We start from the raw sequence: 23,035 nt of genomic DNA, 5'->3' as shown, positions 1-23,035 counted from the left end.
CTTCACCTCACCCTATATTATAACGGAAGCAGCGTCAAATTGGGACTATCTACTCATTGAAATATATTACTTGGCCTCATACCAATTGCTGCCATAGCTTACTTCGGCTTTGAGCGGCACAGCCAGCTTTAATGCGGCTTCCATGGTAGCCGGGACAAGCTCTTTCATCGTTTCCATTTCCTCAGGCGGAACCTCGAACACAAGCTCATCATGTACTTGGAGCAGCATTCTGCTGCGAAGTTTACGTTCACGTAAGGCCTCATCCATCTGTACCATCGCCAACTTGATAATATCGGCTGCGGTACCTTGAATCGGCGTATTCATCGCTGTACGCTCAGCGAATGAACGCAGGTTGAAATTGCTGGCGTTAATCTCCGGCAAATAGCGTCTGCGTTCCAACAGCGTTTTTACGTAGCCGTCCCGCTTCGCATCCTTCACAATATCATCCATGTAACGGCGAACGCCTTGGAACACATCAAAATACTGGTCGATAAAACGAGCCGCTTCCTTCCGCGTAATATTCAAATTTTGTGACAGACCATAATCACTGATCCCATAGACAATCCCAAAGTTGACTGCCTTCGCAGAACGCCGCATATTGGAGTTCACATCTTCCGCTGCTACCCCAAACACATCGGATGCGGTCTTGGTATGGATGTCCATATCGTGGACAAAGGCCTCCTTCAAACGTTCATCATCCGAAATATCAGCCAGCACCCGCAGCTCGATCTGTGAGTAGTCTGCCGCCAAAATAGACCAGCCCGGTTCGGACGGAACAAATACTTTGCGGATTTTGCGACCCTCTTCAAGACGAATCGGAATGTTTTGCAAATTCGGAAATTGACTGCTCAAGCGTCCAGTTGCTGCAACGGTCTGCCGGAAATACGTATGCACCTTACCCGTTTTCTCCGAAATTTCTTTCAGCAATCCTTCGACATACGTCGATTGGAGTTTGGCAATGGTGCGGTACTGCAAAATATTTTGCACAATATCATGATAGGGGGCCAGCTTTTCCAATACCTCCGCATCGGTCGAGTACCCCGTTTTCGTCTTTTTAATGACAGGTAAACCCAGTTTATCAAACAAAATCTCACCCAACTGCTTGGGCGAATTCAGATTGAACTCTACACCGGCAATGCTGTAGATTTCACCCACCAACGTTGCAATCTGGGCTTCAAATTCTTTCCCCAAAGCGCGCAGTTCTTCTACGTTCACCAAAATGCCCTGCTTCTCCATATCCGCCAAAATGCGGGACAACGGCATCTCCAGCTCATGAAACAGCTTGTGCATTTCCGTTTTTTCCAGCTCCGCCTGCTGTACAGGCACCAAAGCTTCAATCACCGCTGCCTTACGCGCCACATGATCGGACAGTACATCCACGTCAGGGACTTTATATTTAGCTCCTTTACCGAACACTTCTTCGTCTGGACGGATCGAAGACAAACCATATTTGGCTGCCAATCCGCTCAATGTCTGGTTTGCATCGGTCGGGTCCAGCAAGTATCCTGCCAGTTGCACATCAAACTCGGCCCCTGCAAACTCAATTCCATGCCAGTGTAAAGCCAAATCCGTACGATGCAGATCATGACCACGTTTTTTTCGTTCAGGGTCAGCAAGCCATTCGCGAATAGGTGTAGCTGCATCGCTTTGCAGTACATCCAGCGTCATAAAATACTGCTTCCCCGTTGCGGCAAATATCAGACCTACGATGTCAGCATGATGCGGATTATCACCATGCGTCTCAACATGCAGCACATCCACATGATCCAACACTTCTACCAATTCACTAATCCGCTGCTTATCCAGCACTGTTACGTCAGCCGCGGCTTCCTCTACGTCTACCCCAGTACTGCCAACCTCACCTGAAAAGGATAAACGCTCCAGCAAGGACTTGAACTCTAGCTTCGCCAGAGCTGGCCCGGCCGTTTCTGCTTGCAGCCCGCCAAAAGCAACATCTTCCAGCTGCTTGTCCAACGTTACATCCCGATAAATGGTCGCCAAATCTTTGCTCATTCGCGCATCATCGGCATGTGTCTCTACGCGTTCTTTCATTTTGCCCTTCAGCTCATTCGTGTGCGCCAGCACTTCTTCGACTGAACCGTATTGATGCAGCAGCTTGAGCGCTGTTTTTTCACCCACGCCGGGAATACCAGGAATATTGTCCGACGTATCGCCCATCAGACCCTTAAGGTCAATAATTTGCAGCGGCTTCAGGCCATATCGTTCCTGAATTTGCTCAGGTCCATACGTCTCCACCTCAGTAACCCCTTTGCGGGTCAAGCCGACTGTGACATGATCTGAAGCCAATTGAAGCATATCCTTGTCCCCAGTCACGACCAGCACATTGAAACCGGCTTCGTCCGCTGTCTTGGAGAGGGTGCCTATAATATCGTCCGCCTCATAGCCATCCAGTTCAAACTGAGCAATGCCGAAAGCGGTCAATAGCTCTTTCAGCAACGGAAATTGCTGGGACAGCTCTGGCGGTGTTTTCTCCCGTCCACCTTTGTAATCCTCGTATCCTTTATGGCGAAACGTTATTTTACCGGCATCGAAGGCAACCAGAATATGTGTTGGTTTGTGCTCCTCCAAGAGCCGCAATAACATCGTCGTAAATCCATACACCGCGTTCGTCTGCTGCCCACTCGAATTTGTTAACGGTGGCATAGCAAAAAACGCCCGGTAAATGATACTGTTGCCATCTATAAGCATGAGTTTATCCATTTAGCACCTCGCAAGTTCATCAATGCATTCGTAACGTTCTTACGTTTTACGCATTCCTCTTCCTATCTTAACATACAAGACTCCTTTTTCAGAAAAAAACGGCTGCTTCCTAACCAAATTTGCCTTTTGCTCAAAGACAAGTCTGGGTCAGAAACAACCGCTATATACCTGAAAGCTCTACTGGTTCAAATCTGGTCTCTCCCCTGTCACGAGATATACAGTGCTTTCACCGATATTCGTAGCATGGTCACCAATTCGTTCAATGTATCGTCCTACAAGCAGTTGCAGCATGGCTTGTGAAGCCTCTGCCGGCTTTTCTACCATAAAGGCATACAGATCGCTGATCATGTGGCTATACATGGAATCCACACGATCATCCTCTTTGGCCATTTTGTAGGCCAGATCTGTATTTTCATCCAAATAGGATTTGATCGCATCATCTATCATTTCTTTAACAATGGAAGCCATGTGCGGAATATCCACCAGCGGCTTAATGATCTGCTGCCCTTCCAAGCGAAGTGTCACCTTGGCAATATCAAGCGCCAAATCGCCCATTCGTTCCAGATCACTGGAAATTTTAAATGCAACAATGATCCGGCGCAAATCCTTCGCTACCGGCTGCTGGGTGATAATGAGCTTGGAACCCATATCGAGAATATTCTCTTCCAGCGTATTGAGGGATGCATCATTTTTGACCACCTGCTGAGCCAATTCTGTATTTTTGGTCTGCAAACATTCAATGGCCTGATCGAGCGCCTTCGAAACGTGTGCACCCATTTCGCGCAGTACGGCTCTCAGTTCATCTAACCCTTCATCAAAACCTTTTCTACGTATCATTTCGAAGTCACCCCTTCTGGCATATTCATCTGGTAGGCTTTAGCCAAATCGCCCTGAAATATAATCTTCTGTACGTGAATCTTGCGGCGTGGAAAACATTGTCTCTGTATCCGCTGCTTCCACCACAACACCATTCAAAAAGAACGCAGTTCGACCGGACACACGGGCTGCCTGATGCATGTTATGCGTCACCATGACAATGGTATACGTGTCTCGCAATTCCTGAACCAGTTCTTCAATTTTCATCGTGGAGATCGGATCCAGCGCAGATGTCGCCTCGTCCATAAGCAAAATATCTGGCTGTACAGCAAGCGCCCGGGCAATGCACAACCGTTGCTGTTGTCCACCGGATAAACTCAGAGCAGAACGCTTCAGAAAATCCTTGACCTCTTCCCAGAGTGCCGCCTGCCGCAGGCTTTGCTCAACCAATTCGTCCAACTTGTCCTTTTGCCGAATTCCATGCAGACGCGGGCCGTAGGCCACGTTATCATAAATGGATTTGGGAAATGGGTTAGGCTGTTGAAAAACCATTCCCACCTGCTTACGCAGAGTTTCTACTTCCATAGTATCGCCGTATATATCCTGACCTGCGATACTCACAGTGCCTTCAATACGCGTTCCCGGTATCATGTCATTCATCCGGTTCAGCGTACGCAGCAGGGTTGATTTGCCGCAGCCGGACGGGCCGATGAAGGCAGTTACCGTTTTTTCAGGAATATCGAGGTTTATATGTTTCAGCGCGTGAAATTTCTCATAATATAAATTCAGCTTATCGATCCGGATTACGGAATCATTCATGGATTTATGATCTCCTTCGTGTTGCAGTTATGATCCTCAAGCATTGCACCTGATTTGCACAATATGAAGATTATATAAGCTGTGTGTAAATTTAGTGTGGTGGATTTGTTAACGGTATGTAAAATGATCAAGAACTTAGCATGAGCTCAAGCTCCTGCGCAATTTCGGCTGCATTCAAAGCCGCTTCCTCTGCGGAACGGGACATTTCGCTGTTTTTGGCTTCAATTTCGTTGACAGCCTGCAGTAGTTTGGCAAAAGTTTGTGTTCCGGCAGAAATATATTGAGAGCCTGTATGAATCTGCTGCATACTCGTATCCGTCAGTTCAGCGGTGTCACGCAACATTTGCTCGATATGGGTGAGTAAGCCTGTAATCTGCGTGGAAAAGGCTTTCGTCTGGAGTGACATATTCCGCACCTCCTGAGACACAATCTGGAAGCCTCGTCCGTGTTCGCCAGCATGCGCCGCTTCAATGGACGCGTTGATCGCCAGCAGTCCGCTATGATCTGCCAGTGCACGAATGGATGAGGCCATGCGCGCAATGTCATTCAGCGATTGGGTCAACGCCGTCATCTGCTCATGCTGGCGCTTCATTTGCTCCGTGACTGCACGATAGGAGAGCAAAACATCCTCCAGTTCTACTTTGCCACGACGGGATAATTCACTCATTGAGCGGGTTAGCCGCACACTGTCGTCGGCCTCTTTAGCTGCATCCAGCACAGTCAGCTGAATACGCTGGACTCCGTCATAGCTATGCCGAATCACATCGCCCCGCTCTTCGTCTGCTTCTCTTTGCATTCGCTGCACGAAGGACAGGATATCACGAATCGTGAGTACGCCGAGTAACCGTGTTCCTTCCTTAATCAACACACAATCGTAAAAACGCTGATCTTCGCGCAGCATCGCCAGTTCCACAATGTCCGATGCCTGGCTTTTCAGATCCACAATTAATGTATCGGGGTCGGCAAATATGGCCGCAGGCTTATCATAGAACAACGCCGCAGCAAATCTGCCCGTAAAATGGCGATTGTACGCATCTCTCATAATAATGCCCAATGGAAGATCATTTTTATCCACAACAATGACACAAGGAATATCCTCCTGTGTTTTCATAAGCGCTAACAGTTCTTTACAAGTCATATCCGTACCAATGATCGGAACCTCCCGGCATGGCACATAGGTAGTAATCGGCTTGTATGCTTCACGTTCAATCACGGCAGTGGAACTCGGCTGGGTCTTTGGTTCCGTTATCATCGTTCTGAAGTCCCCTTTTTTTAACTACTTGGAGTGACGGGAACATCATATCGGTCATTTGTTGATTCTAGCGTCTATTTTTGTTAATGAAATGTAAAATCACGAAATGGACACAAAAGTCGTCAGACATTTCCCTGGATAAAGAAAAACGCTCCTCATTTATAATAAATGAGAAGCGCCAGAGTGTCGAGAAAGTCCAGAGGACTTTTCGACACTTCTATTTTTATATGGGGAGACGCATCTTTTAAAACAAAAATCGATTTAAAACGATCTGAGGACCCTAGTTTTTAGACCACTAAGACAGTTTTAAACCCCCTGCAAAAAAACAGGGGGTTTCTCGACAGCCTGACGCTCCTCATTTATAATAAATGAGAAGCGCTTCTTTTTTTATTTACAACCAGCTTGTACCCCACTCCACGGATCGAATCGATATGAACCGAGTCGGGATCCAGCTCCAGCTTTTTACGTAAGGAACTGACGTGCACATCCACGGTTCGTTGACCGCCAATGTAGTCAAAACCCCAGACAGCATTCATCAGATCATCCCGAGTCAATACCACACCCGGCTTGCGGGACAAATAAAGAAGTACCTCAAATTCCTTTGGTCTGAGGCTGATGGACTGACCTCCAAGAATGACCTCATATTTCTCAGGGTAAATCTCCAGCTCGCCCAGTTGAATTTTGGAGCTATCTTTCTGATCAGACAGCACTCCTTCATCCCCGCCGGAAGTTCTTCGCAGCACAGCCGTTACACGGGCCAACAGCTCAGAAACGCCAAAAGGCTTCGTGATGTAATCATCTGCACCCGACTTCAGCCCTTGGACAACCTCGGCCTCGCCGTTTTTGGCCGTTAAAATAATGATAGGCGTTGTCAGCCCCTGATGGCGAAGTCTGCTCAGAATGTCCAGTCCGTTCATTCCCGGCAGCATCAAATCCAGCAGGATCAAATCGTAGGACTCTCTGGAGGCTTTTTCAAACCCTGCACTGCCATGATCCTCCGTGTCCACTTCGAAGCCTTCTTGTATCAAATTGTAGGATAGCAATCTGGCAAGCGTTGGCTCATCCTCAATAACCAGCAAGCGTTGTCCCATAAATAACTTCATCTCCTGTTTACCTGTGAAAGGCGCATTGGTCAAAATCCTGAAACCTTTTCCATACTCATGCAACACCCGTTTATTTTATCACGGCATTGTTAACAGAATGTAAAAAAGGTTATAGTTCATTCTTCCTGTTGCAATAGCGGTAATTCAACTGTAAATGTGGTACCCAATCCAAGCTCACTTTCCACCGAAAGGGTGCCATGATGCAAATCGATCAAGTGTTTGACGATCGACAGTCCCAGTCCCGTTCCTCCAGAGTTGCGCGAGCGTCCTTTGTCCACCCGATAAAAGCGTTCAAAGATACGTGGTAGGTCCTTCTTTGGAATTCCAATACCTGTATCACTGACTGTAAATACGACCTTTTCCGTGTCATTCTCCCGCTGGATCGTTAAAACCTTAATCTTTACCTTGCCACCATCAAGTGTATAGTTGATACCATTAGACAAAAGGTTCAAGAAAATCTGCTGAAGCTTATCTTCATCTGCCTCCATAAACAGCTCATCCGGGATATCCATGTGCAGCGTAATTCTTTTTTTGGCAGCTACATTGTTCAGTTTTTCCAGCAATGATTCTATGAACGACGAAACATGCACTGGCGAGCAATCCAGCGGAGAACGCTTGGATTCAATTTTGGATAGCTCCAAAATGTCACCGATCAGCCGATTCAATCGTTCGCTTTCATCATATATAATTTGCAAAAATGAACGGGCCGTCTCCTCATCTTTAACCCCGCCACCGAGTAACGTCTCGGCAAAACCCTTGACTGCGGCAATTGGTGTTTTTAGCTCATGAGAAACGTTTGCCACAAATTCGCTCCGCATATTTTCCAACCGTCGAATAGCCGTAATATCCTGTAAAAGGAACAGCATCCCCCGGTATCCGCCTTCATCCTCATACATCGGAACACCATCCAGCAACACGAGTCTTTCCTCGGGATTGTACAAATGAACCTCACCATGCAGCCTTTCTCGGCTTTGTATGCTGCCCTCAATTAGCTTTGTGAGCTCATAGTGCTTCTTCAGCTCATGATACGGCTTGTCCGTAACCCGTTTACCCACGACACCGAGCATTCGCTCAGACTCACGGTTTACAAGCGCAATAGACTCACTTGCATCAATCATTAGAATCCCGCCTGTCATATTACTCATGACGCTCTGGAGTAGATCCTCATTGTCACGTATCGTTTTCATTTGGTTTTGAAGACTGTCAGCCATACGATTAATGGCTTCCCCCAGTTGCCCTACTTCGTCCCGGCGCTGCACACCAACCCTTGCGTCATAATCCAGTCCTGAAATGCGGTTGGCTACCCCTGTAATATGCTCAATAGGCGAGGTCAGACTGCGGGCAATACGATAGCTCACCAATCCAGCAGCAAGAAATAGCAACACGAGTCCAATCCCGATAGCCGTCCAGCCGCGGCGTACTCCCTCCTCCACCGCTTTCAGACTCATGGACAAACGGATATATCCGTCAAAGCCCTTGCCCGATACAACAGGCTCTGCAACGTATAGCATGTTCCGTTGCAAGGTTTCGCTGTAACGAATCGTGCGTCCGATTCTCTCTGTTGAGGCTTGCTGAATTTCTTCACGAGATGCGTGGTTTTCCATCTTACGCGGATCGCTTAACGAATCGCCAACCACCGTCCCGTCCTTGCGAATGAAGGTCACCCGCGATTCCGTCAAACGGGCAATTTCCTTCGCCTTTTGAGAATAATAAGAGACATAATCCGTACTGGACAGGGCATCTGCATTCACAAAAGGGAATGTAGCACGAAGCAGGTCTATCTCCCGTCCCATGTTCTCCTCTAGCACCTTCATATTCGAATTTTTAAAGATTTGTCCCATCGTGATTCCAGCAGCAAGGACAGATACGCCAATCAAAACCAGCATGATCAGGGTAAGCCTGAAACGAAACGATTTCATAGAAATTTGCCCATCCTTTTATGTAAGTTAATCTCATTCTACAGGCTGCCTACATTATGTTCCACTGTGAAAAGAAAAAAAGGCCGGAGCATAAGACTGCCCCAACCTTTTCCTTATCCTCTTATCCGTTTACAACTTCACCGCCATTGATATGAATAACCTGCCCGCTTACATAAGACGAATCGTCTGAAGCAAGGTACACATAAGCTGGCGCCAATTCTTCCGGCTGACCCGGGCGCTTCATAGGCTGTGCTCCTCCAAATTCGCTGACTGTCTTGGCATCAAAGGTAGACGGGATTAACGGTGTCCAGATCGGTCCTGGTGCTACAGCGTTCACCCGAATACCTTGATCCGCCAAATTGAGCGAAAGGGAACGAGTGAATGATGTGATTGCCCCTTTGGTGGAGGAATAATCAATGAGTGTCTTATTCCCAGCATACGCGGTAATCGATGTTGTATTGACAATTGTGCTCCCTTTCTTCAAATGCGGCAATGCTGCTTGCGTCAGGAAGAACATACCGAAAATATTCGTACGGAACGTGCGCTCCAACTGTTCTTTGGTGATATCCTCCAGCTTTTGTTGTGGATGCTGCTCTGCCGCATTGTTCACGACAATGTCGAGCTTGCCCAACTCATTAACCGTCTGTTGAACCGCTTTTTTGGCAAATTGATCATCTCCGATATCACCAGGAATCAATACGCATTTGCGCCCCTCCTGCTCTACCTGACGTTTTGTTTCTTCCGCATCCTTATGCTCATTCAAGTAGATGATAGCTACGTCCGCACCTTCTTTGGCATATGTGACAGCTACAGCCCGTCCAATTCCACTGTCCCCACCAGTAATAAGTGCAACTTTACCTGTTAGCTTGCCAGCGGCTTTATAAGTTGGTTTTTCAAACTGAGGTGCAGGCGACATTTTGGACTCAATCCCCGGTTGTTGGTCTTGATGCTGTGGGGGCAAAGTTTGCTGAGGTTGATTACTTTTAGGCATTGTACATTCTCCCTTCAAAATTAGATATTTTTTAGGATGCAACATTTGCATCCACTCTACTCCTGATTTACCACGCTAAGTTATTCGTTAAACGAAAAAAGAAAAATGTAGTTATTTGAGCACACAAAAAAACGGCCTATGCTTATTCAGCACAGACCGTTTTTTTCAATTTAGCATTTATCATCATTGGATTATAGGCTCTCACCAAATGCATAATTAAATAATATGGCTGTATACCATTAAAAACGTAATTAAAATCAGGAATACGGCAAGCAGCGTACTGAACATGCGCATTTTGCCAGCGTATTGCGTAATAGGCTGTTGGCTACGGATCGCTTCCAGCGACAGCCGTAACGGCTTACCCATGGCTCCCGCAATACCAGAAATGGCGAGAAACAACAATAAAACGACCACGATCCAAGCTACGGAATATGGCCCCCAGGCAAAAATCATATAGATACCGCTAACAAGCACAAGGATCAGCGCAAATTGGGCTAAACGATTCAATAGCTGAACAGCCGATATCGTTCCTTCCTGCACGCTAGGAGCCAATTTGTCGATTTTGCCCACAACGAAGGGGAGCAATAAATAAAAACCCATCGCCAGTGATCCAATAATGTGAATAAAAAACATTTTTCACAACCTCCATTTCTTTGTTTTCTTACAAACTCTTATTCCATAGAACGATCATATTCCAACGAATGACTACCATCTTTTCAGTGTTTTGGGACATGCTTTTCTATGTCAGGATTTTTGCAAAATCCTCATGTAACTATCCATGCATATGAACTCTATTATACCGGGGAAGTGGTCCAAAGCAAAGGAATAAGGAAGAAAACGAATAGATTCCTTATTTCCGTTTAAAAGTAAAAGAGGTGTCCGATGGCCATGACTATGGCCATCGGACACCTCTTCAAGTAAAAGTATACCGATTTAGTAGAAAATTGAATCTATACGGTAACTATTTTAATCACACTGCGGACCGATTCGGCGGATTGATCGAGCGCTGCTTTTTCTTCGGCTGTCAATTCCAACTCGAACACTTTTTCGATACCATTACCGCCAAGAAGTGTTGGTACGCCAAGGAACAAATCCTGATAGCCGTACTCTCCCTCCAGATAGGCAATGACCGGGATAATCCGTTTTTTATCTTTTACAATCGCTTCTGTCATCTGTGCAAGCGAAGCTGCCGGTGCATAATATGCGCTACCATTACCCAACAGGTTGACGATCTCACCGCCACCGCCGCGTGTCCGTTGTACGATCGCTTCGATACGTTCCTGCGAAATCAGGGTTTCGATAGGTATACCTCCAACGCTGGAATAGCGTACCAGGGGCACCATATCATCACCGTGACCACCCATAACGAAGCCGCGTACGTCTTCGACGGAAACGTTCAGTTCTTGTGCAATAAAGGTACAATATCGCGCTGTATCCAGCACACCTGATTGGCCAATAACCCGATTTTTCGGGAACCCAAGCGTTTGATAAGCAGTATAGGTCATAGCATCTACCGGATTACTCAGAATAATGACGATAGAATCCGGCGCATACTTCTTCACGTTCTCACAAACGGATTTTACAATTCCTGCGTTCGTATTTACCAAATCATCACGGCTCATACCCGGCTTGCGTGCAATCCCGGCTGTAATAATGACGATATCCGAGTTAGCTGCATCCTCGTAACTGGAAGTGCCCGTGATCTGGCTGTCAAATCCCTGTACCGGACCGGCCTCCAAAATATCAAGCGCCTTGCCTTTGGTCGGATTCTCTAGTTGCGGAATATCGATCAGTACGATATCACCTAGCTCCTTTTGAGCCAGCAGCAATGCGGTAGTGGCACCGGTAAAACCGGCGCCAACAATGGATATTTTTTTACGTTGAATGGACAAGTGGTATTCCCCTTCCTTACAGGTTACTAATAATGGTATCTGCGAACTCGGAGCATTTCACTTGTGTAGCACCATCCATCAGACGAGCAAAGTCATAAGTTACAATCTTCTTATTAATGGACGTCTCCAGCCCTTTATAAATCAGGTCAGCCGCTTCTTTCCAACCCAAGTGTTCAAGCAACATTACGCCCGACAGAATTACGGAACCAGGGTTCACTACGTCTTTGTCTGCGTATTTTGGAGCTGTACCATGTGTAGCTTCAAAGATAGCATGCCCTGTTACATAGTTAATGTTTGCACCTGGCGCAATACCAATTCCACCAACTTGGGCAGCAAGAGCATCGGACAGATAGTCCCCGTTCAGGTTGAGCGTAGCAATTACATCAAATTCAGAAGGACGAGTCAGGACTTGCTGAAGTGCAATATCAGCAATCGCATCCTTGATAATGATTTTGCCTGCATCTTCAGCTGCTTTTTGAGCTGCATTTGCCGCATCCTCACCGTCTTTTTCCTTGATTACATCATATTGGGCCCAAGTAAATACTTTATCTGCAAATTCTTCCTCAGCCACTTCATAACCCCAGTTTTTGAAGGCACCCTCGGTAAATTTCATAATGTTACCTTTGTGTACGAGCGTTACACTCTTGCGTCCGTGGTCAACAGCATACTGAATGGCTGCCCGTACCAGACGCTTTGAACCCTCGGAAGAAACTGGCTTAATGCCAATACCAGAGGTTTCAGGGAAACGAATTTTGTTCACACCCAGCTCTTGTTGGAGGAACTGAATAACCTTTTTCACGTCTTCGGACCCTTCAGCATACTCGATCCCCGCGTAAATATCTTCTGTGTTCTCACGGAAAATAACCATGTCTACCAATTCAGGACGTTTCACTGGAGAAGGAACACCGTTAAAATAACGAACAGGACGCAGACATACGTATAAATCCAGTTCTTGCCGCAATGCCACATTCAACGAACGGATACCACCGCCAATAGGTGTCGTAAGTGGACCTTTGATGGCTACAATATACTCACGGATGGCTTCCAAAGTATCGTTAGGGAGCCATTCGCCGTATGTATTGAAAGCTTTCTCACCAGCGAATACTTCATACCAGGCAATCTTTTTGCTGCCGTTATATGCTTTTTCTACAGCTGCGTCCAGTACGCGCTTGGAAGCTTTCCAGATATCGCGACCCGTGCCGTCACCTTCGATAAACGGAATTACCGGATGGTTCGGAACCCGTAGTTGACCGTTATCAATCGTAATCTTTTCGCCTTCAGTTGGGAGCTCAAACTTTTCAAATTTCGCCATAAGTTCCTTTTCCTCCTCAGATATGAATGGGTACAGGACGAAAGACATGATCTTTATCACAGACAAAAACGTACATCTCTCGCCGTCCCCTCTATTGTACCTTATTTTTTAAATTCAGGGTATACAACCTCAATCTTCCTTCAACAAAGGGTTAGCGCAACTCTGGTGATACATATTTTTGATCCATTGGACCTGTATATTCGGCGCGAGGACGAATCAGGCGGTTATTTTCATACTGCTCTAAAATGTGTGCGGTCCACCCGGATACACGACTCACAGCAAAAATAGGTGTAAACAGGTCTCTCTTAATACCCAACTGGGTATACACAGAGGCAGAATAAAAATCCACATTGGGCTTCAAGCCTTTTTGCCCTGTTACAATTCCCTCAATTCGAACTGACATATCAAACAACGTTGTGTCGCCGTTCATTTCCCCCAGCTCGCGGGACATTTTGTGCAAATGCTTGGCACGTGGATCACCGTTTTTATAGACTCGGTGTCCAAAGCCCATAATTTTTTCGCGGTTATCCAGTTTCGCCTGAATATAGGAGTCCACCTGATCCAAGCCACCAATCTCCTCCAGCGTTTTGGCCACAGCCTCATTGGCCCCACCATGCAGTGGTCCTTTTAAAGCTCCAATAGCAGACGTGATTCCGGAATAAATATCCGACAATGTGGCTACCGTTACACGCGCAGCAAAGGTAGACGCATTTAATTCATGATCGGCGTGCAACACGAGAGCCTGATTGAACGCTTTAATAGCCGTCTCCTCTGGATCCTTGCCAGTCAGCTGATACAAAAAGTTTTCAGCGATGGAAATACCTTTTTTAGGCGCAATCGGCTCCAAGCCCTCGCGTATACGTGCTATAGCTGCCACAATGGTAGGCAATTGCGCCTGAAGCTTGACGGTTTTGGTCACATTAGACTCTCTCGACATATCATCCGCCTCTGGGTCATACAAAGCGAGAGACGATACGGCTGACCTCAAGGCAGCCATCGTGCTCAAATTTTTCGGATATAACTTTAATTGAGTAACAATTTCATCCGGAATAGCAGCGTATTCGCTTAACTGGTTGCGAAGCTCCTGCAATTGCTCTTTATCAGGTAATTTTCCAAACCACAACAAATAAGCTACCTCTTCAAAATCGGCGTTAACAGCCAAATCATCAATGTTATAACCCCGGTACGTGAGAACGCCATCTACGATAGAGCTTATGGAGGAAGTGGTCGCTACGATCCCTTCCAGACCTTTAGTCGCTGTCATCGTTACATCTCTCCTTTGTAAAAACATTGTGAACGGACTTGCAATGTAAACATTTTCAAAAGTAAGATATGTCTTTTAAATAGCTGAGTAATGTTAACGCCATATGTCAATATTTAAACCTTCTTTCACTATACTGGATTTTGTCGTTTATGTGAACATTGAGGGCTATTCCAACACATTCAAATGTTTTATCGCTTCCATAAATAAATTTTTGAAACCCCTTACAAAAAATATTGATTCATTTGCACTTTTTTACACAGGTCTTGTCTTCCCCCTTTCCCGCATATGTATAGTAGAGCATTTATTTTATGAAAAACTATCGTAAAAGAAAGGAGCCGTGAAAGCTTGAGCCGGTTAATCCTGAATCGCATATTTCGTGCTCTATGGGTGGCAATCGTGATTGTAGCTCTGTTACTGGGCATATATGTGCTTTTCCCTCTCGTCTATCCTTTCCTATTCGCCTGGCTTGTGGCTTATGCCATGAATCCACTGGTTGGTTTTCTGCGTAGCAAAGCCCGTATGCCACGTTGGACGGCTGTCACGGTCTCATTATTTGTATATTTAGGTGGAATTGCAATTATCCTATCTGCGGCAATCACCCGCATGGTTCGAGAAGTTATAAAGTTGGCCATGACTTTTGACGGACATATTGAGCGTTTTAAAAGTCTGTTTATCGATTGGACACAAAGTGATTTGATTCAAAATGTAATTATTGAAATTAACCATTTCATCCGGGATAATCCGGATTACCAACATACCATTAACAGTAACATTGATAAGACAACTCAAACTGTCAGTTCGGCTGTCACTACGCTAGTCGCTCAATTTTTTAATGGAGTTTTGAACTTGCTGACCTCTCTGCCTAATATGGGAGCAGTTCTAATGGTTATTGTATTAGCAGCCTTTTTTATTAGTAAGGATTGGGACCGACATAGTCGGATGCTCTCAAACACGATTCCTGATACGATTCGCAAGCCATTGTCGGATATATGGCACGATTTGCGTAAAGCACTGTACGGGTATTTGCGTGCACAGTTCATTATCATCTCCATTACGGCATTAACGGTCATTGTTGGGCTGTTCATATTGCGTGTGGAATCCGCCTTTACCATCGGTTTGATGATCGGGTTGGTGGACTTGCTACCTTATTTGGGGGTTGGCATTGTGATGATTCCGTGGATACTGTATGCGTATATGTCTGGTAATTTGGCACTAGGGGTAGGATTGTCGATCCTTTATATTATCCTGTTGATTGGACGACAGATCGTGGAGCCTAAGGTGCTGGCCAGCAGCGTGGGCTTGAACCCGCTTCCCACCCTCATCGGTATGTTCATCGGGCTCAAGCTGTTTGGCGTTTTAGGACTAATTATCGGACCTGTATCACTCATTGTCATTGATGCACTGAATCGCGCGAATGTCATTCAGGACTTGCGCAACTATATTCTCGCTGGAAGAGTCCGCTAGATCACGGATAGGAAAACGGCAGCTCACGTCAAAACCGCCGAAACGTAATACTGCCGTTCTTCATTTTTTTCTCCAACCACTTCAATAAAAAGCGTCGGTACAACGCTCGTGTTAAAGGGAACACCAACGTAAAACCAATAATATCTGTTAAAAATCCAGGGATAAGCAGCAAACTCCCACCGAAAAAAACACATAATCCATCCAGCATTTTACGGCCAGGCATTTGTCCCCGGTTCATTTCATTTTTCGCATCGGCAATCACCTTACGACCTTCAAATTGCATCATGGCAGCCCCGATTAGGGTCGTCAGAATGATGAGTAAAATCGTTTTGCCCGCTCCAATCCAGTGACTTACCCATATAAACCCGTACAGCTCCGCCAAAGGAATGAGCAGCAGCAACAGCCACAGACGTTTACGCATCATCATGACTTCTGTCCCTCCCCGCCTGTAAAAGCAAACCTTAATGCAGTGTACAGCTCAGGTAGCGCCTGATCCAGTCGAACGGGCTTCCATTCGGTGTTCAACCATACGTGCCGTGTCATCCCTGTGACAAGCAGCTCTCCCGGCAGCGTGTCTGCCTGGGTCCATACCTTTCCCAGATACCTTTGATGCTCATCTTCCGTTACCCGTCGAACCTCATAGATATAGTTTAGACGTAGTCTGGAGAAGTCCGTAATTGCGGTATAAATGGTAATTAAATCATCATATCGAGCAGGACTCGCATATTTCGCATTGATTTCAATAACTGGCAGCAAGACTCCTCGTTCCTCCATACTCCGATAGTTAAAACCCGCCTGTCGGATCATTTCGGTGCGCCCGATCTCAAACCAGTTCAAATAATTCGCATGATATACGACCCCCATCTGGTCGCTTTCCTGATAACGGACGCGTAGCGGTGCGCCATACCAGCGTAATTCCGTTTGTTTCTCCTCTTGAGTCATACAAGCTCTCCTATCTTTGTGCATCTTTATCTCTATTTTGCCCTCTCTCCATTAAACCATATTTACAGCCCGGGAACAAAAAGAGGGCAGACCGAACGGTCCGCCCTCTCCAATCATATATAATAATGCCTTTATTATTGTGGCAACGGCTTGGACAGTTTATAATATCCGCTATCCGAAGCCAGATTGAGCAAGCTCTTAGCCTGGCTTCCCGCCCAGGCGTAACCAAGTCGTCTTTCCTCACTAATTTTCATGATGTCGGTATACTTTTTGCCATCCCGGTCTGAAAAGAAATATTTATTGTCTTCCACATTATAGAACCGATACCACATTACGCTCGATGCGTCCTTTTGGAAAAACTCCGGACCTTGACGATTGTATTTGATACCGTCGATTCGGTTCGTGTCAAACCATTTCAAAGCACTCTGAGCCGCTTTTTTCACTTCAGCGGTTTGCGGCTGGGACATGAGAAAAGCAGTAATGCCTACTGATTCTGTAGTTGTTTTGGAAGGTAACTCAAATGCCCGGGCTTCAACAGATGCATAAGTAGCCGGATCGTGCTGTGCACCCCAGATTGTTGGTGTACCATTATTTACAATTTGAGATTTAATTGTGTACTGGATACCTTTGTTTAGCGCTTGCTGAAGTTTGGAGCGGTAAGAGTTATCCAGAATATCGCTATCAAACGGCTGCTTCTTGTTCACAATATCGTCAGCCAAAACCATAACTCTTACCATCGCATCATCATTATAAGTTACAGCATCGGAATAATTACCACGTTTAGGGTATACCTGAGGCCAGCCACCTGAGGAATATTGAGAGGTTAGTACGAAGTCGACTGCTTTTTGTACACTGTTCTTAATATCTTTATTTTTGGTTTTTTTGTATACATCCGCTAAAAAACGAATCTCGGTTGTCGTGGCCTCGTTATCAAACGTTCCGAGTTCAACACCATCCTTGCTTTTCCATGTGGAGCGTGCAGCTTTGCCATCCCATTTGGATTTATAATTCTTTTCCATAGCTTTGAAGAATCCGCCATGCGGCAATTGCCAGGATACAATATTTAAGGCAAGCGTCGTATCCTTGGATATATTCCCCGTAGAAAACTTGCTAAAGTCGCGCATTTTGTTCAGGAGGCTGTCTGTATTCACAACAGCGGTTGGCTTCGCCACAGCCGACAGCCCAAATAATGGCTCGCGATCCAGAACACCTGAATTTACATCACTACCATAAACGTCCCGTCCCACAGCTGAATCTGTGGTAAGTTCATAAGAAGCAGTTGCCGATTCACGTCCTGAATCATATGTAGTCGGCATCATCTCCTGTGCCGCAGCCCATGAGGGACTTAGGAGTCCTGACGTTACTGTAATCGCCAAACTTGAAAGCGCTATCATCTTTACGGTTGGACACATCTTCTTCTTCATTTGAACCTCTCCCTTATTTTGATTTGGGTAATTGTGTTCAGTTTAACCCTATTTACTCTTGCTGAAGATTCTTTTTGATAGCGAGGGGAACTAAACCACTATTTATGCATGATAAATAGTTAGTTGTATTATATGAAAATATACCCAAACGATCAATATATTTTAATTTACTAATAGATTAAAAAAGTCACAAAACGTTGAACACAATAAAAATCCTCTTACTAATGCTGGATTAGTAAGAGGATTTTACGTGCAGCTAATATAAAGTAGGTCGATGAGCAACATCGCTTAACCAAATCGACCCATGATGTACTCCTGAGTAAGCTCATTTTCAGGATTCGTGAAAATATCGTTCGTTTTCCCATGTTCAACCAGACTTCCAATATAAAAATAAGCAGTATAATCGGAAATTCGTGCAGCCTGCTGCATATTGTGCGTCACAATAACGATGCGCAGTTCTTTTTTTAATTCGGTGATGAGCTCTTCTACCTTGCCTGTAGACACAGGGTCCAGCGCGGAGGCTGGCTCGTCAAGCAATAGAATTTTCGGTTGAACGGATAGTGCACGTGCAATGCAAAGCCGCTGCTGTTGCCCGCCAGACAGCGCCAGAGCGGAATCGTGAAGACGATCCTTGACCTCATCCCATAATGCTGCTTTACGCAGGCTACTTTCGACGATTTCATCAAGCTGTTTCTTCTTGCGCACCCCACGGTATTTAGGACCGAAGGCGATATTATTGTAAATGGATTTGTAAAAAGGGTTGGGACGTTGCCACACCATGCCAATTTGCTGACGCAGCTTGATCACGTCCGTTTCCGGTGCCGTCAAATCCTGTCCATCCATCCAGATGTGCCCCATTGTAGAGGAAGACGCAATCTCATCATTCATCCGATTAAGGGAGCGCAAAAAGGTCGATTTACCGCAGCCGGAAGGCCCGATCAGGGCAGTCACTGTCTGCTCGGGAAAGGCAAGATTCACTTTTTTCACAGCCTCAAAGCTGCCATAATAAATACTCAAATCCTCAGTACTGAACGGATGCGGCGGTTGTCCCGCAAGCTGTTCCGAACGCGTAGACTGAACGGATGTTGCTGGTGCGGCGGTTTTTGCCGTTCGCGTAATCACATGTTCCATTGTTCTCCATCCCCTTTCTAATCCATACGTTTGGCAGCTGTCAGACGGCGGTATACAACTCTTCCGAACCATCTTGCACTCAAGTTGAATGCAAGCACAAGCAGCACCAGTACGGCAGAAGCGCCTGCAGCAATATCTTTGGAGTCAGGAGCAATCCCCTCACTGTTGACCTTCCAAATATGAACAGCCAATGTTTCAGCAGGTCGCATCGGGTTAATAGGCGATCTAGCATGCAATGGATTCCAATCGGTAAAATCAAGCGGCGGCGTACTCATCCCTGCTGTAAACAGCAATGCGGCGGCTTCCCCGAAAATACGGCCTGCGGCCAAAATGGTACCCGTAATCAAGCTTGGCAGCGCAGCTGGCAACAAAATGGAGGTGATAATTTTCCACTTGGACAATCCAAGCGCAAGTCCAGCTTCCTTTTGCTCCTTCGGCACAGCTCGGAAAGCCTGCTCAGTTGTGCGAACCATCAGCGGCAGGTTAAATACGGCCAAAGCCAAGGCTCCTGATAAGAGGGAAAAGCCAAAATCAAACGTATTTACGATAAGTAGTAGTCCAAACAATCCGATGACGATAGACGGGAAAGAGGACAATACTTCGACGACAAGTCGTATAAAGTCCGTAATTTTCCCCGGCTTTGCATATTGCGCCATGTAAATACCTGCGCCCCAGCCAATCGGAATGGTGATAATCAAAGTTAAGATTAACAAAAATACGGAATTAAATAGTTGTGGGCCAATACCACCGCCTGCACGTAATGTTTGGGGAGCACTGGTTAAAAAGTCAAAAGAAATATGACTGACTCCGCGGGCCAAAATGAAGCCCAGTAATCCAACCAAAAGTGCAACAATGAACAAGGCGAAGAAACAGATTACAAATGTAGCGATCTTGTCGGTCGTTTTAGCTTTCATCAAACCCGGTTTCTCCTTTCAAGCAGCCTTACCAGCAGCACGAAAATGAATGTCATGAGCAGAAGAACAAGCGCCATGCTCCAGAGAGCATTGTTATGAACGGAGCCCATCGCTGTATTGCCCATGCTTAGTGTAATGACGCTGGTCAAGGTCGAAGCGGATTCCAGCAAGGAATGCGGTATGTGCGGAGCATTCCCGATTACCATCTGTACAGCCAACGCTTCTCCGAAGGCACGAGCCATACCGAGAATAATTCCTGTTAAAAGAGCAGGCAACAGCGTCGGAATAATAACACGGGCAATTGTCTGCCAGCGGGTAGCACCCAAAGCATAAGAGGATTCACGCAGCCCCCCCGGCAAGGAAGACAACGCATCCGCCATAATACTCGTAATCGTCGGCAAAATCATGACTGACAACACTAGGCAGCCTGCCAGAATGCCGATGCCTTGTCCTCCAAACACGTTCCGCAGCAGCGGGACGATCACGGTCAAGCCGACAAAGCCATATACAACAGACGGAATACCGGATAATAATTCAATCGCGGGTTGAAGGATACGTTTACCCGATTTCGGCACGATTTCCGTCATAAATAAAGCCGCACATAAGCTGAGCGGACTGGCAATTAAAGCCGCCAGTATGGTTACTGCAAAAGAACCCGTAATAAACGGAAGCGCGCCGAAGGACTTAGGTTCGCCATCCGGGCTCCATTTGGTTCCAAAGAAAAACTCTCGCAGACTGACTCCATTCACCGCAAATGTAGCTACACCTTTGGAGGCAACAAAATATACGATGGAGACAATGACTGCAACTAAAAAAACGACACAAACCGACGTATATATGCGGCCGGTCCATTCTTCCCAGTAATGTCTTTCTTTCATAACTCGGGATCGTTTATTCTGTTCCATGTATGCCTTCCCTTCAATTGGTTCCATACTGTAACTCCTTTAACCGAAGAATAGAGGCCGGACGCTAGTCCGCCTCTTCTTCGCGAATATACTCGCGTTAGCTGCGTTCATCGAACAGGAGGTGTGACTCTCCTTATTTCGTGATATTACCGTCAGCATCACGTTTCACTTGCATACCTGCTACTGGAATGTATCCCAAGTCTACGACATCCGTTTTTTGGATTTCATCTGACAGAATGTAGTCCAGGAATGCTTTCACATGCTCTTTTGGCTCACCTTTAGTGTACATATGCTCGTAAGCCCACACTGGATATTTACCTTGTTCTACATTTTCAACGTTAGCTTCAACGCCATCGTATTTCAGAGCAGTTACTGTGTTGTCGATGTAGGACAGAGCCAGATAACCAATCGCACCCGGTGTTTCAGCAATCAGCTTTTTCACAGTACCGGAAGAATCTTCTTGAATGGAGCCCGGCAGATCTTCTGTTTTTTGTCCCAATGCGTATTTTTCAAATGTTGCACGAGTACCGGAGCTGCTTGGACGGTTTACAATAACGATTTTTTGATCTGCACCGCCAACTTCTTTCCAGTTCGTGATTTTACCTGTAAAGATTTGTACCAATTGATCTTTTTTCAGGTCTGTAACGCCTACTTTAGGATTCGCTACCGCTGACATGGCTACAACAGCTACTTGGTGATCGACCAGCTCATCTGCGCCGCTCTCCAGTTTTTCTTTTGCAAACACGTCGGAGTTACCGATATCCGCTTGTCCGCCGGAAACCTGAGTCAAGCCAGTACCGCTACCGCCGCCCTGTACTTGAACTGCAATGCCTTTATATTTATCGACAGCCATAAATTTTTGTCCCGCTTGCTCTACCAATGGTTGAAGTGCAGTGGAGCCAACAGCCAGAATGTTTCCTGTCAGTTCAGCAGCTGCCTTATTGTCTGTTCCTGTAGCAGCGTCTCCTTGTGGTGCAGCATTGTTACCTGATCCGCAAGCTGCAAGTGCAAATACCATGGTGAGAGTCATCAGAATGAACGGCCATTTTTTCAACATTTTTTATTGTCCTCCCCTTAGTTAAGTGACGGTTTTTTATTTATGACCATCAACACTTTTACATTGTAGGCCTGGAATGTTAGACGAACGACGTGGTTTTGTAAAACAAATATAAAATATTGATAGATAAATTATTTTTCGGTATATAATTAATCTATAGTTTGAAATTCATATATGAATGACATATAAGGAGAACTGTTGGATTCCATGAATATTCTAAAATTGCGTATTTTGATGCTGATCGACAAATTCCATAAGGCGACGGATGTGGCCGAAGCTTTGCAAGTCAAACAACCTACCGTCAGCTTTCATATGAAAAGCTTGGAAAAGGAAATGGGTGCTTCCCTATTCTCTCTTCAACAAGGCAGAATTATGCTAACGGAGGCTGGAAAAAAATTATTGCCTTACGCAAAGCAGATCATCTCTCTGGAGCAAGAAGCTAGACAAGCTGTAGATAAACTGACAAAAGAGTCACAGGCGCATTTACATCTGAGTGCAGAGTCGATATCAGGTACGTATCTCCTCCCCACTTTGATGGCTAAGTTTGCTGAGCGGTATCCAGATTGTCGTATTCAGTTGGAGATTCAATCCCCGGATGCAATTAAGCAGCTACTGAAACAGGGGGAAATTGATTTTGCTTTTCTCGACGATAGAGATTCTCTTCCAGAGTATACGGTGGCAGAGCCAGTGGCTTCAGATCAAGTAGGAGTTATCCGTTCTGCATCTGCACTTGCATCTGCATTCAAATCAGAGGAGGTCAATGGACCTGATATGCTGGACAAGCACACATGGGTAAAATATAGCGGTTCATCAGTTGTAGATCAGTATTCCTCGCTAGTTAAGCCTCATCTGGAGATCAACTCTTGGGAAGCGGTAAAGCAAGTCGTAAGCGGCGGAGAAGCGCTTGCCTTCTTTCCTGCAAGCGGAGTGGATAATAATGAAAATGCTGTTCCCTCGGTGGAATGGCTTCCTTATCCCGAGGCTGATAACCAAAGGAGCCATTATCAAATTAACATCGTGTATCAACAAGATACACACATGAACTTGATGCAACAGGCATTTCTTGATTTCATACGACGAGAAGGACTGGAAATGAAAAGCTAGAGAAC

At 45.9% G+C, this 23,035-nt stretch carries 20 protein-coding genes; 2 read left to right on the top strand and 18 right to left on the bottom strand.

Annotated elements, in window-relative coordinates:
- Positions 1 to 66: 66 nt before the first annotated feature.
- The 11 genes from polA to citZ all read right to left on the bottom strand — a co-directional run bounded on the left by polA (position 67) and on the right by citZ (position 14,089).
- Entirely contained in the window at positions 67 to 2,721 is a 2,655-nt protein-coding gene (polA, locus tag ACL9RM_RS05610) for a DNA polymerase I (protein WP_250267962.1), read from the bottom strand.
- A gap of 177 nt (positions 2,722 to 2,898) precedes the next feature.
- Entirely contained in the window at positions 2,899 to 3,558 is a 660-nt protein-coding gene (gene phoU, locus ACL9RM_RS05605; protein WP_025721993.1) for a phosphate signaling complex protein PhoU, read from the bottom strand.
- 39 nt (positions 3,559 to 3,597) lie between these two features.
- Positions 3,598 to 4,356: a phosphate ABC transporter ATP-binding protein PstB gene (pstB, locus tag ACL9RM_RS05600; protein ID WP_013309606.1), complete on the bottom strand. Its 759-nt coding sequence runs from the start codon at positions 4,354 to 4,356 to the stop codon at positions 3,598 to 3,600.
- Positions 4,357 to 4,483: 127 nt separating this feature from the next.
- On the bottom strand, positions 4,484 to 5,608 hold the full coding sequence (locus ACL9RM_RS05595; protein WP_250261847.1) for a methyl-accepting chemotaxis protein: 1,125 nt from the start codon (positions 5,606 to 5,608) through the stop codon (positions 4,484 to 4,486).
- A gap of 359 nt (positions 5,609 to 5,967) precedes the next feature.
- Positions 5,968 to 6,699 (bottom strand): response regulator transcription factor, encoded by a 732-nt coding sequence (locus ACL9RM_RS05590; protein ID WP_013309604.1) that lies wholly within the window; start codon positions 6,697 to 6,699, stop codon positions 5,968 to 5,970.
- 128 nt (positions 6,700 to 6,827) lie between these two features.
- On the bottom strand, positions 6,828 to 8,630 hold the full coding sequence (pnpS, locus tag ACL9RM_RS05585) for a two-component system histidine kinase PnpS (protein WP_250261848.1): 1,803 nt from the start codon (positions 8,628 to 8,630) through the stop codon (positions 6,828 to 6,830).
- A gap of 121 nt (positions 8,631 to 8,751) precedes the next feature.
- A complete protein-coding gene (locus tag ACL9RM_RS05580; protein WP_165175973.1) occupies positions 8,752 to 9,621 on the bottom strand; it encodes an SDR family oxidoreductase in 870 nt (289 codons plus the stop codon).
- A 216-nt stretch (positions 9,622 to 9,837) separates the two neighbouring features.
- Entirely contained in the window at positions 9,838 to 10,254 is a 417-nt protein-coding gene (locus ACL9RM_RS05575) for a hypothetical protein (protein WP_250261849.1), read from the bottom strand.
- Between the two features lie 317 nt (positions 10,255 to 10,571).
- On the bottom strand, positions 10,572 to 11,513 hold the full coding sequence (mdh, locus tag ACL9RM_RS05570) for a malate dehydrogenase (protein ID WP_061828678.1): 942 nt from the start codon (positions 11,511 to 11,513) through the stop codon (positions 10,572 to 10,574).
- Between the two features lie 16 nt (positions 11,514 to 11,529).
- The gene (icd, locus tag ACL9RM_RS05565; protein ID WP_069291602.1) at positions 11,530 to 12,825 is read right to left on the bottom strand and encodes an NADP-dependent isocitrate dehydrogenase; all 1,296 of its coding nucleotides are present in this window, start codon (positions 12,823 to 12,825) and stop codon (positions 11,530 to 11,532) included.
- 151 nt (positions 12,826 to 12,976) lie between these two features.
- Positions 12,977 to 14,089: a citrate synthase gene (gene citZ, locus ACL9RM_RS05560; protein WP_028542893.1), complete on the bottom strand. Its 1,113-nt coding sequence runs from the start codon at positions 14,087 to 14,089 to the stop codon at positions 12,977 to 12,979.
- A 345-nt stretch (positions 14,090 to 14,434) separates the two neighbouring features.
- Between citZ and ytvI the strand changes: the two genes are divergently transcribed.
- Positions 14,435 to 15,553, top strand: a complete 1,119-nt coding sequence (gene ytvI / locus ACL9RM_RS05555; RefSeq protein WP_250267961.1) for a sporulation integral membrane protein YtvI — start codon at positions 14,435 to 14,437, stop codon at positions 15,551 to 15,553.
- Between the two features lie 28 nt (positions 15,554 to 15,581).
- On the opposite strand, the gene ACL9RM_RS05550 is transcribed toward ytvI, so the two are convergent.
- The 7 genes from ACL9RM_RS05550 to ACL9RM_RS05520 form a co-directional block, all read right to left on the bottom strand.
- Positions 15,582 to 15,980 (bottom strand): FxsA family protein, encoded by a 399-nt coding sequence (locus ACL9RM_RS05550; protein ID WP_013309596.1) that lies wholly within the window; start codon positions 15,978 to 15,980, stop codon positions 15,582 to 15,584.
- Positions 15,977 to 16,495, bottom strand: coding sequence for an acyl-CoA thioesterase (locus ACL9RM_RS05545; protein WP_103048099.1), 519 nt, complete (start codon positions 16,493 to 16,495; stop codon positions 15,977 to 15,979). Before ACL9RM_RS05545 ends, ACL9RM_RS05550 begins: the two co-directional genes overlap by 4 nt.
- Positions 16,496 to 16,629: 134 nt before the next feature.
- Positions 16,630 to 17,919 carry a pectate lyase gene (gene pelA, locus ACL9RM_RS05540; RefSeq protein ID WP_414126222.1) on the bottom strand — a complete coding sequence of 430 codons (1,290 nt, stop codon included), beginning with the start codon at positions 17,917 to 17,919 and terminating at the stop codon, positions 16,630 to 16,632.
- A 288-nt stretch (positions 17,920 to 18,207) separates the two neighbouring features.
- The gene (gene pstB, locus ACL9RM_RS05535; RefSeq protein WP_250267959.1) at positions 18,208 to 19,050 is read right to left on the bottom strand and encodes a phosphate ABC transporter ATP-binding protein PstB; all 843 of its coding nucleotides are present in this window, start codon (positions 19,048 to 19,050) and stop codon (positions 18,208 to 18,210) included.
- A gap of 17 nt (positions 19,051 to 19,067) precedes the next feature.
- Positions 19,068 to 19,964 (bottom strand): phosphate ABC transporter permease PstA, encoded by an 897-nt coding sequence (gene pstA / locus ACL9RM_RS05530; protein WP_023987910.1) that lies wholly within the window; start codon positions 19,962 to 19,964, stop codon positions 19,068 to 19,070.
- Positions 19,964 to 20,896: a phosphate ABC transporter permease subunit PstC gene (pstC, locus tag ACL9RM_RS05525; RefSeq protein WP_013370343.1), complete on the bottom strand. Its 933-nt coding sequence runs from the start codon at positions 20,894 to 20,896 to the stop codon at positions 19,964 to 19,966. The genes pstA and pstC overlap by 1 nt, the downstream gene beginning before the upstream one ends.
- Positions 20,897 to 21,002: 106 nt before the next feature.
- Complete coding sequence (locus ACL9RM_RS05520; protein WP_190298979.1) at positions 21,003 to 21,926, bottom strand: phosphate ABC transporter substrate-binding protein; 924 nt, start codon at positions 21,924 to 21,926, stop codon at positions 21,003 to 21,005.
- 207 nt (positions 21,927 to 22,133) lie between these two features.
- On the opposite strand from ACL9RM_RS05520, the gene ACL9RM_RS05515 reads away from it, so the two are divergent.
- Positions 22,134 to 23,030: a LysR family transcriptional regulator gene (locus ACL9RM_RS05515; RefSeq protein WP_250267958.1), complete on the top strand. Its 897-nt coding sequence runs from the start codon at positions 22,134 to 22,136 to the stop codon at positions 23,028 to 23,030.
- Positions 23,031 to 23,035: the final 5 nt, after the last annotated feature.

The sequence above is a fragment of the Paenibacillus sp. S29 genome, assembly GCF_049319765.1.
Lineage (GTDB): Bacteria > Bacillota > Bacilli > Paenibacillales > Paenibacillaceae > Paenibacillus > Paenibacillus polymyxa_B.
The sequence above is the reverse complement of the archived record's forward strand: the minus strand, read 5'-3'. Positions and strand labels throughout refer to the sequence as shown.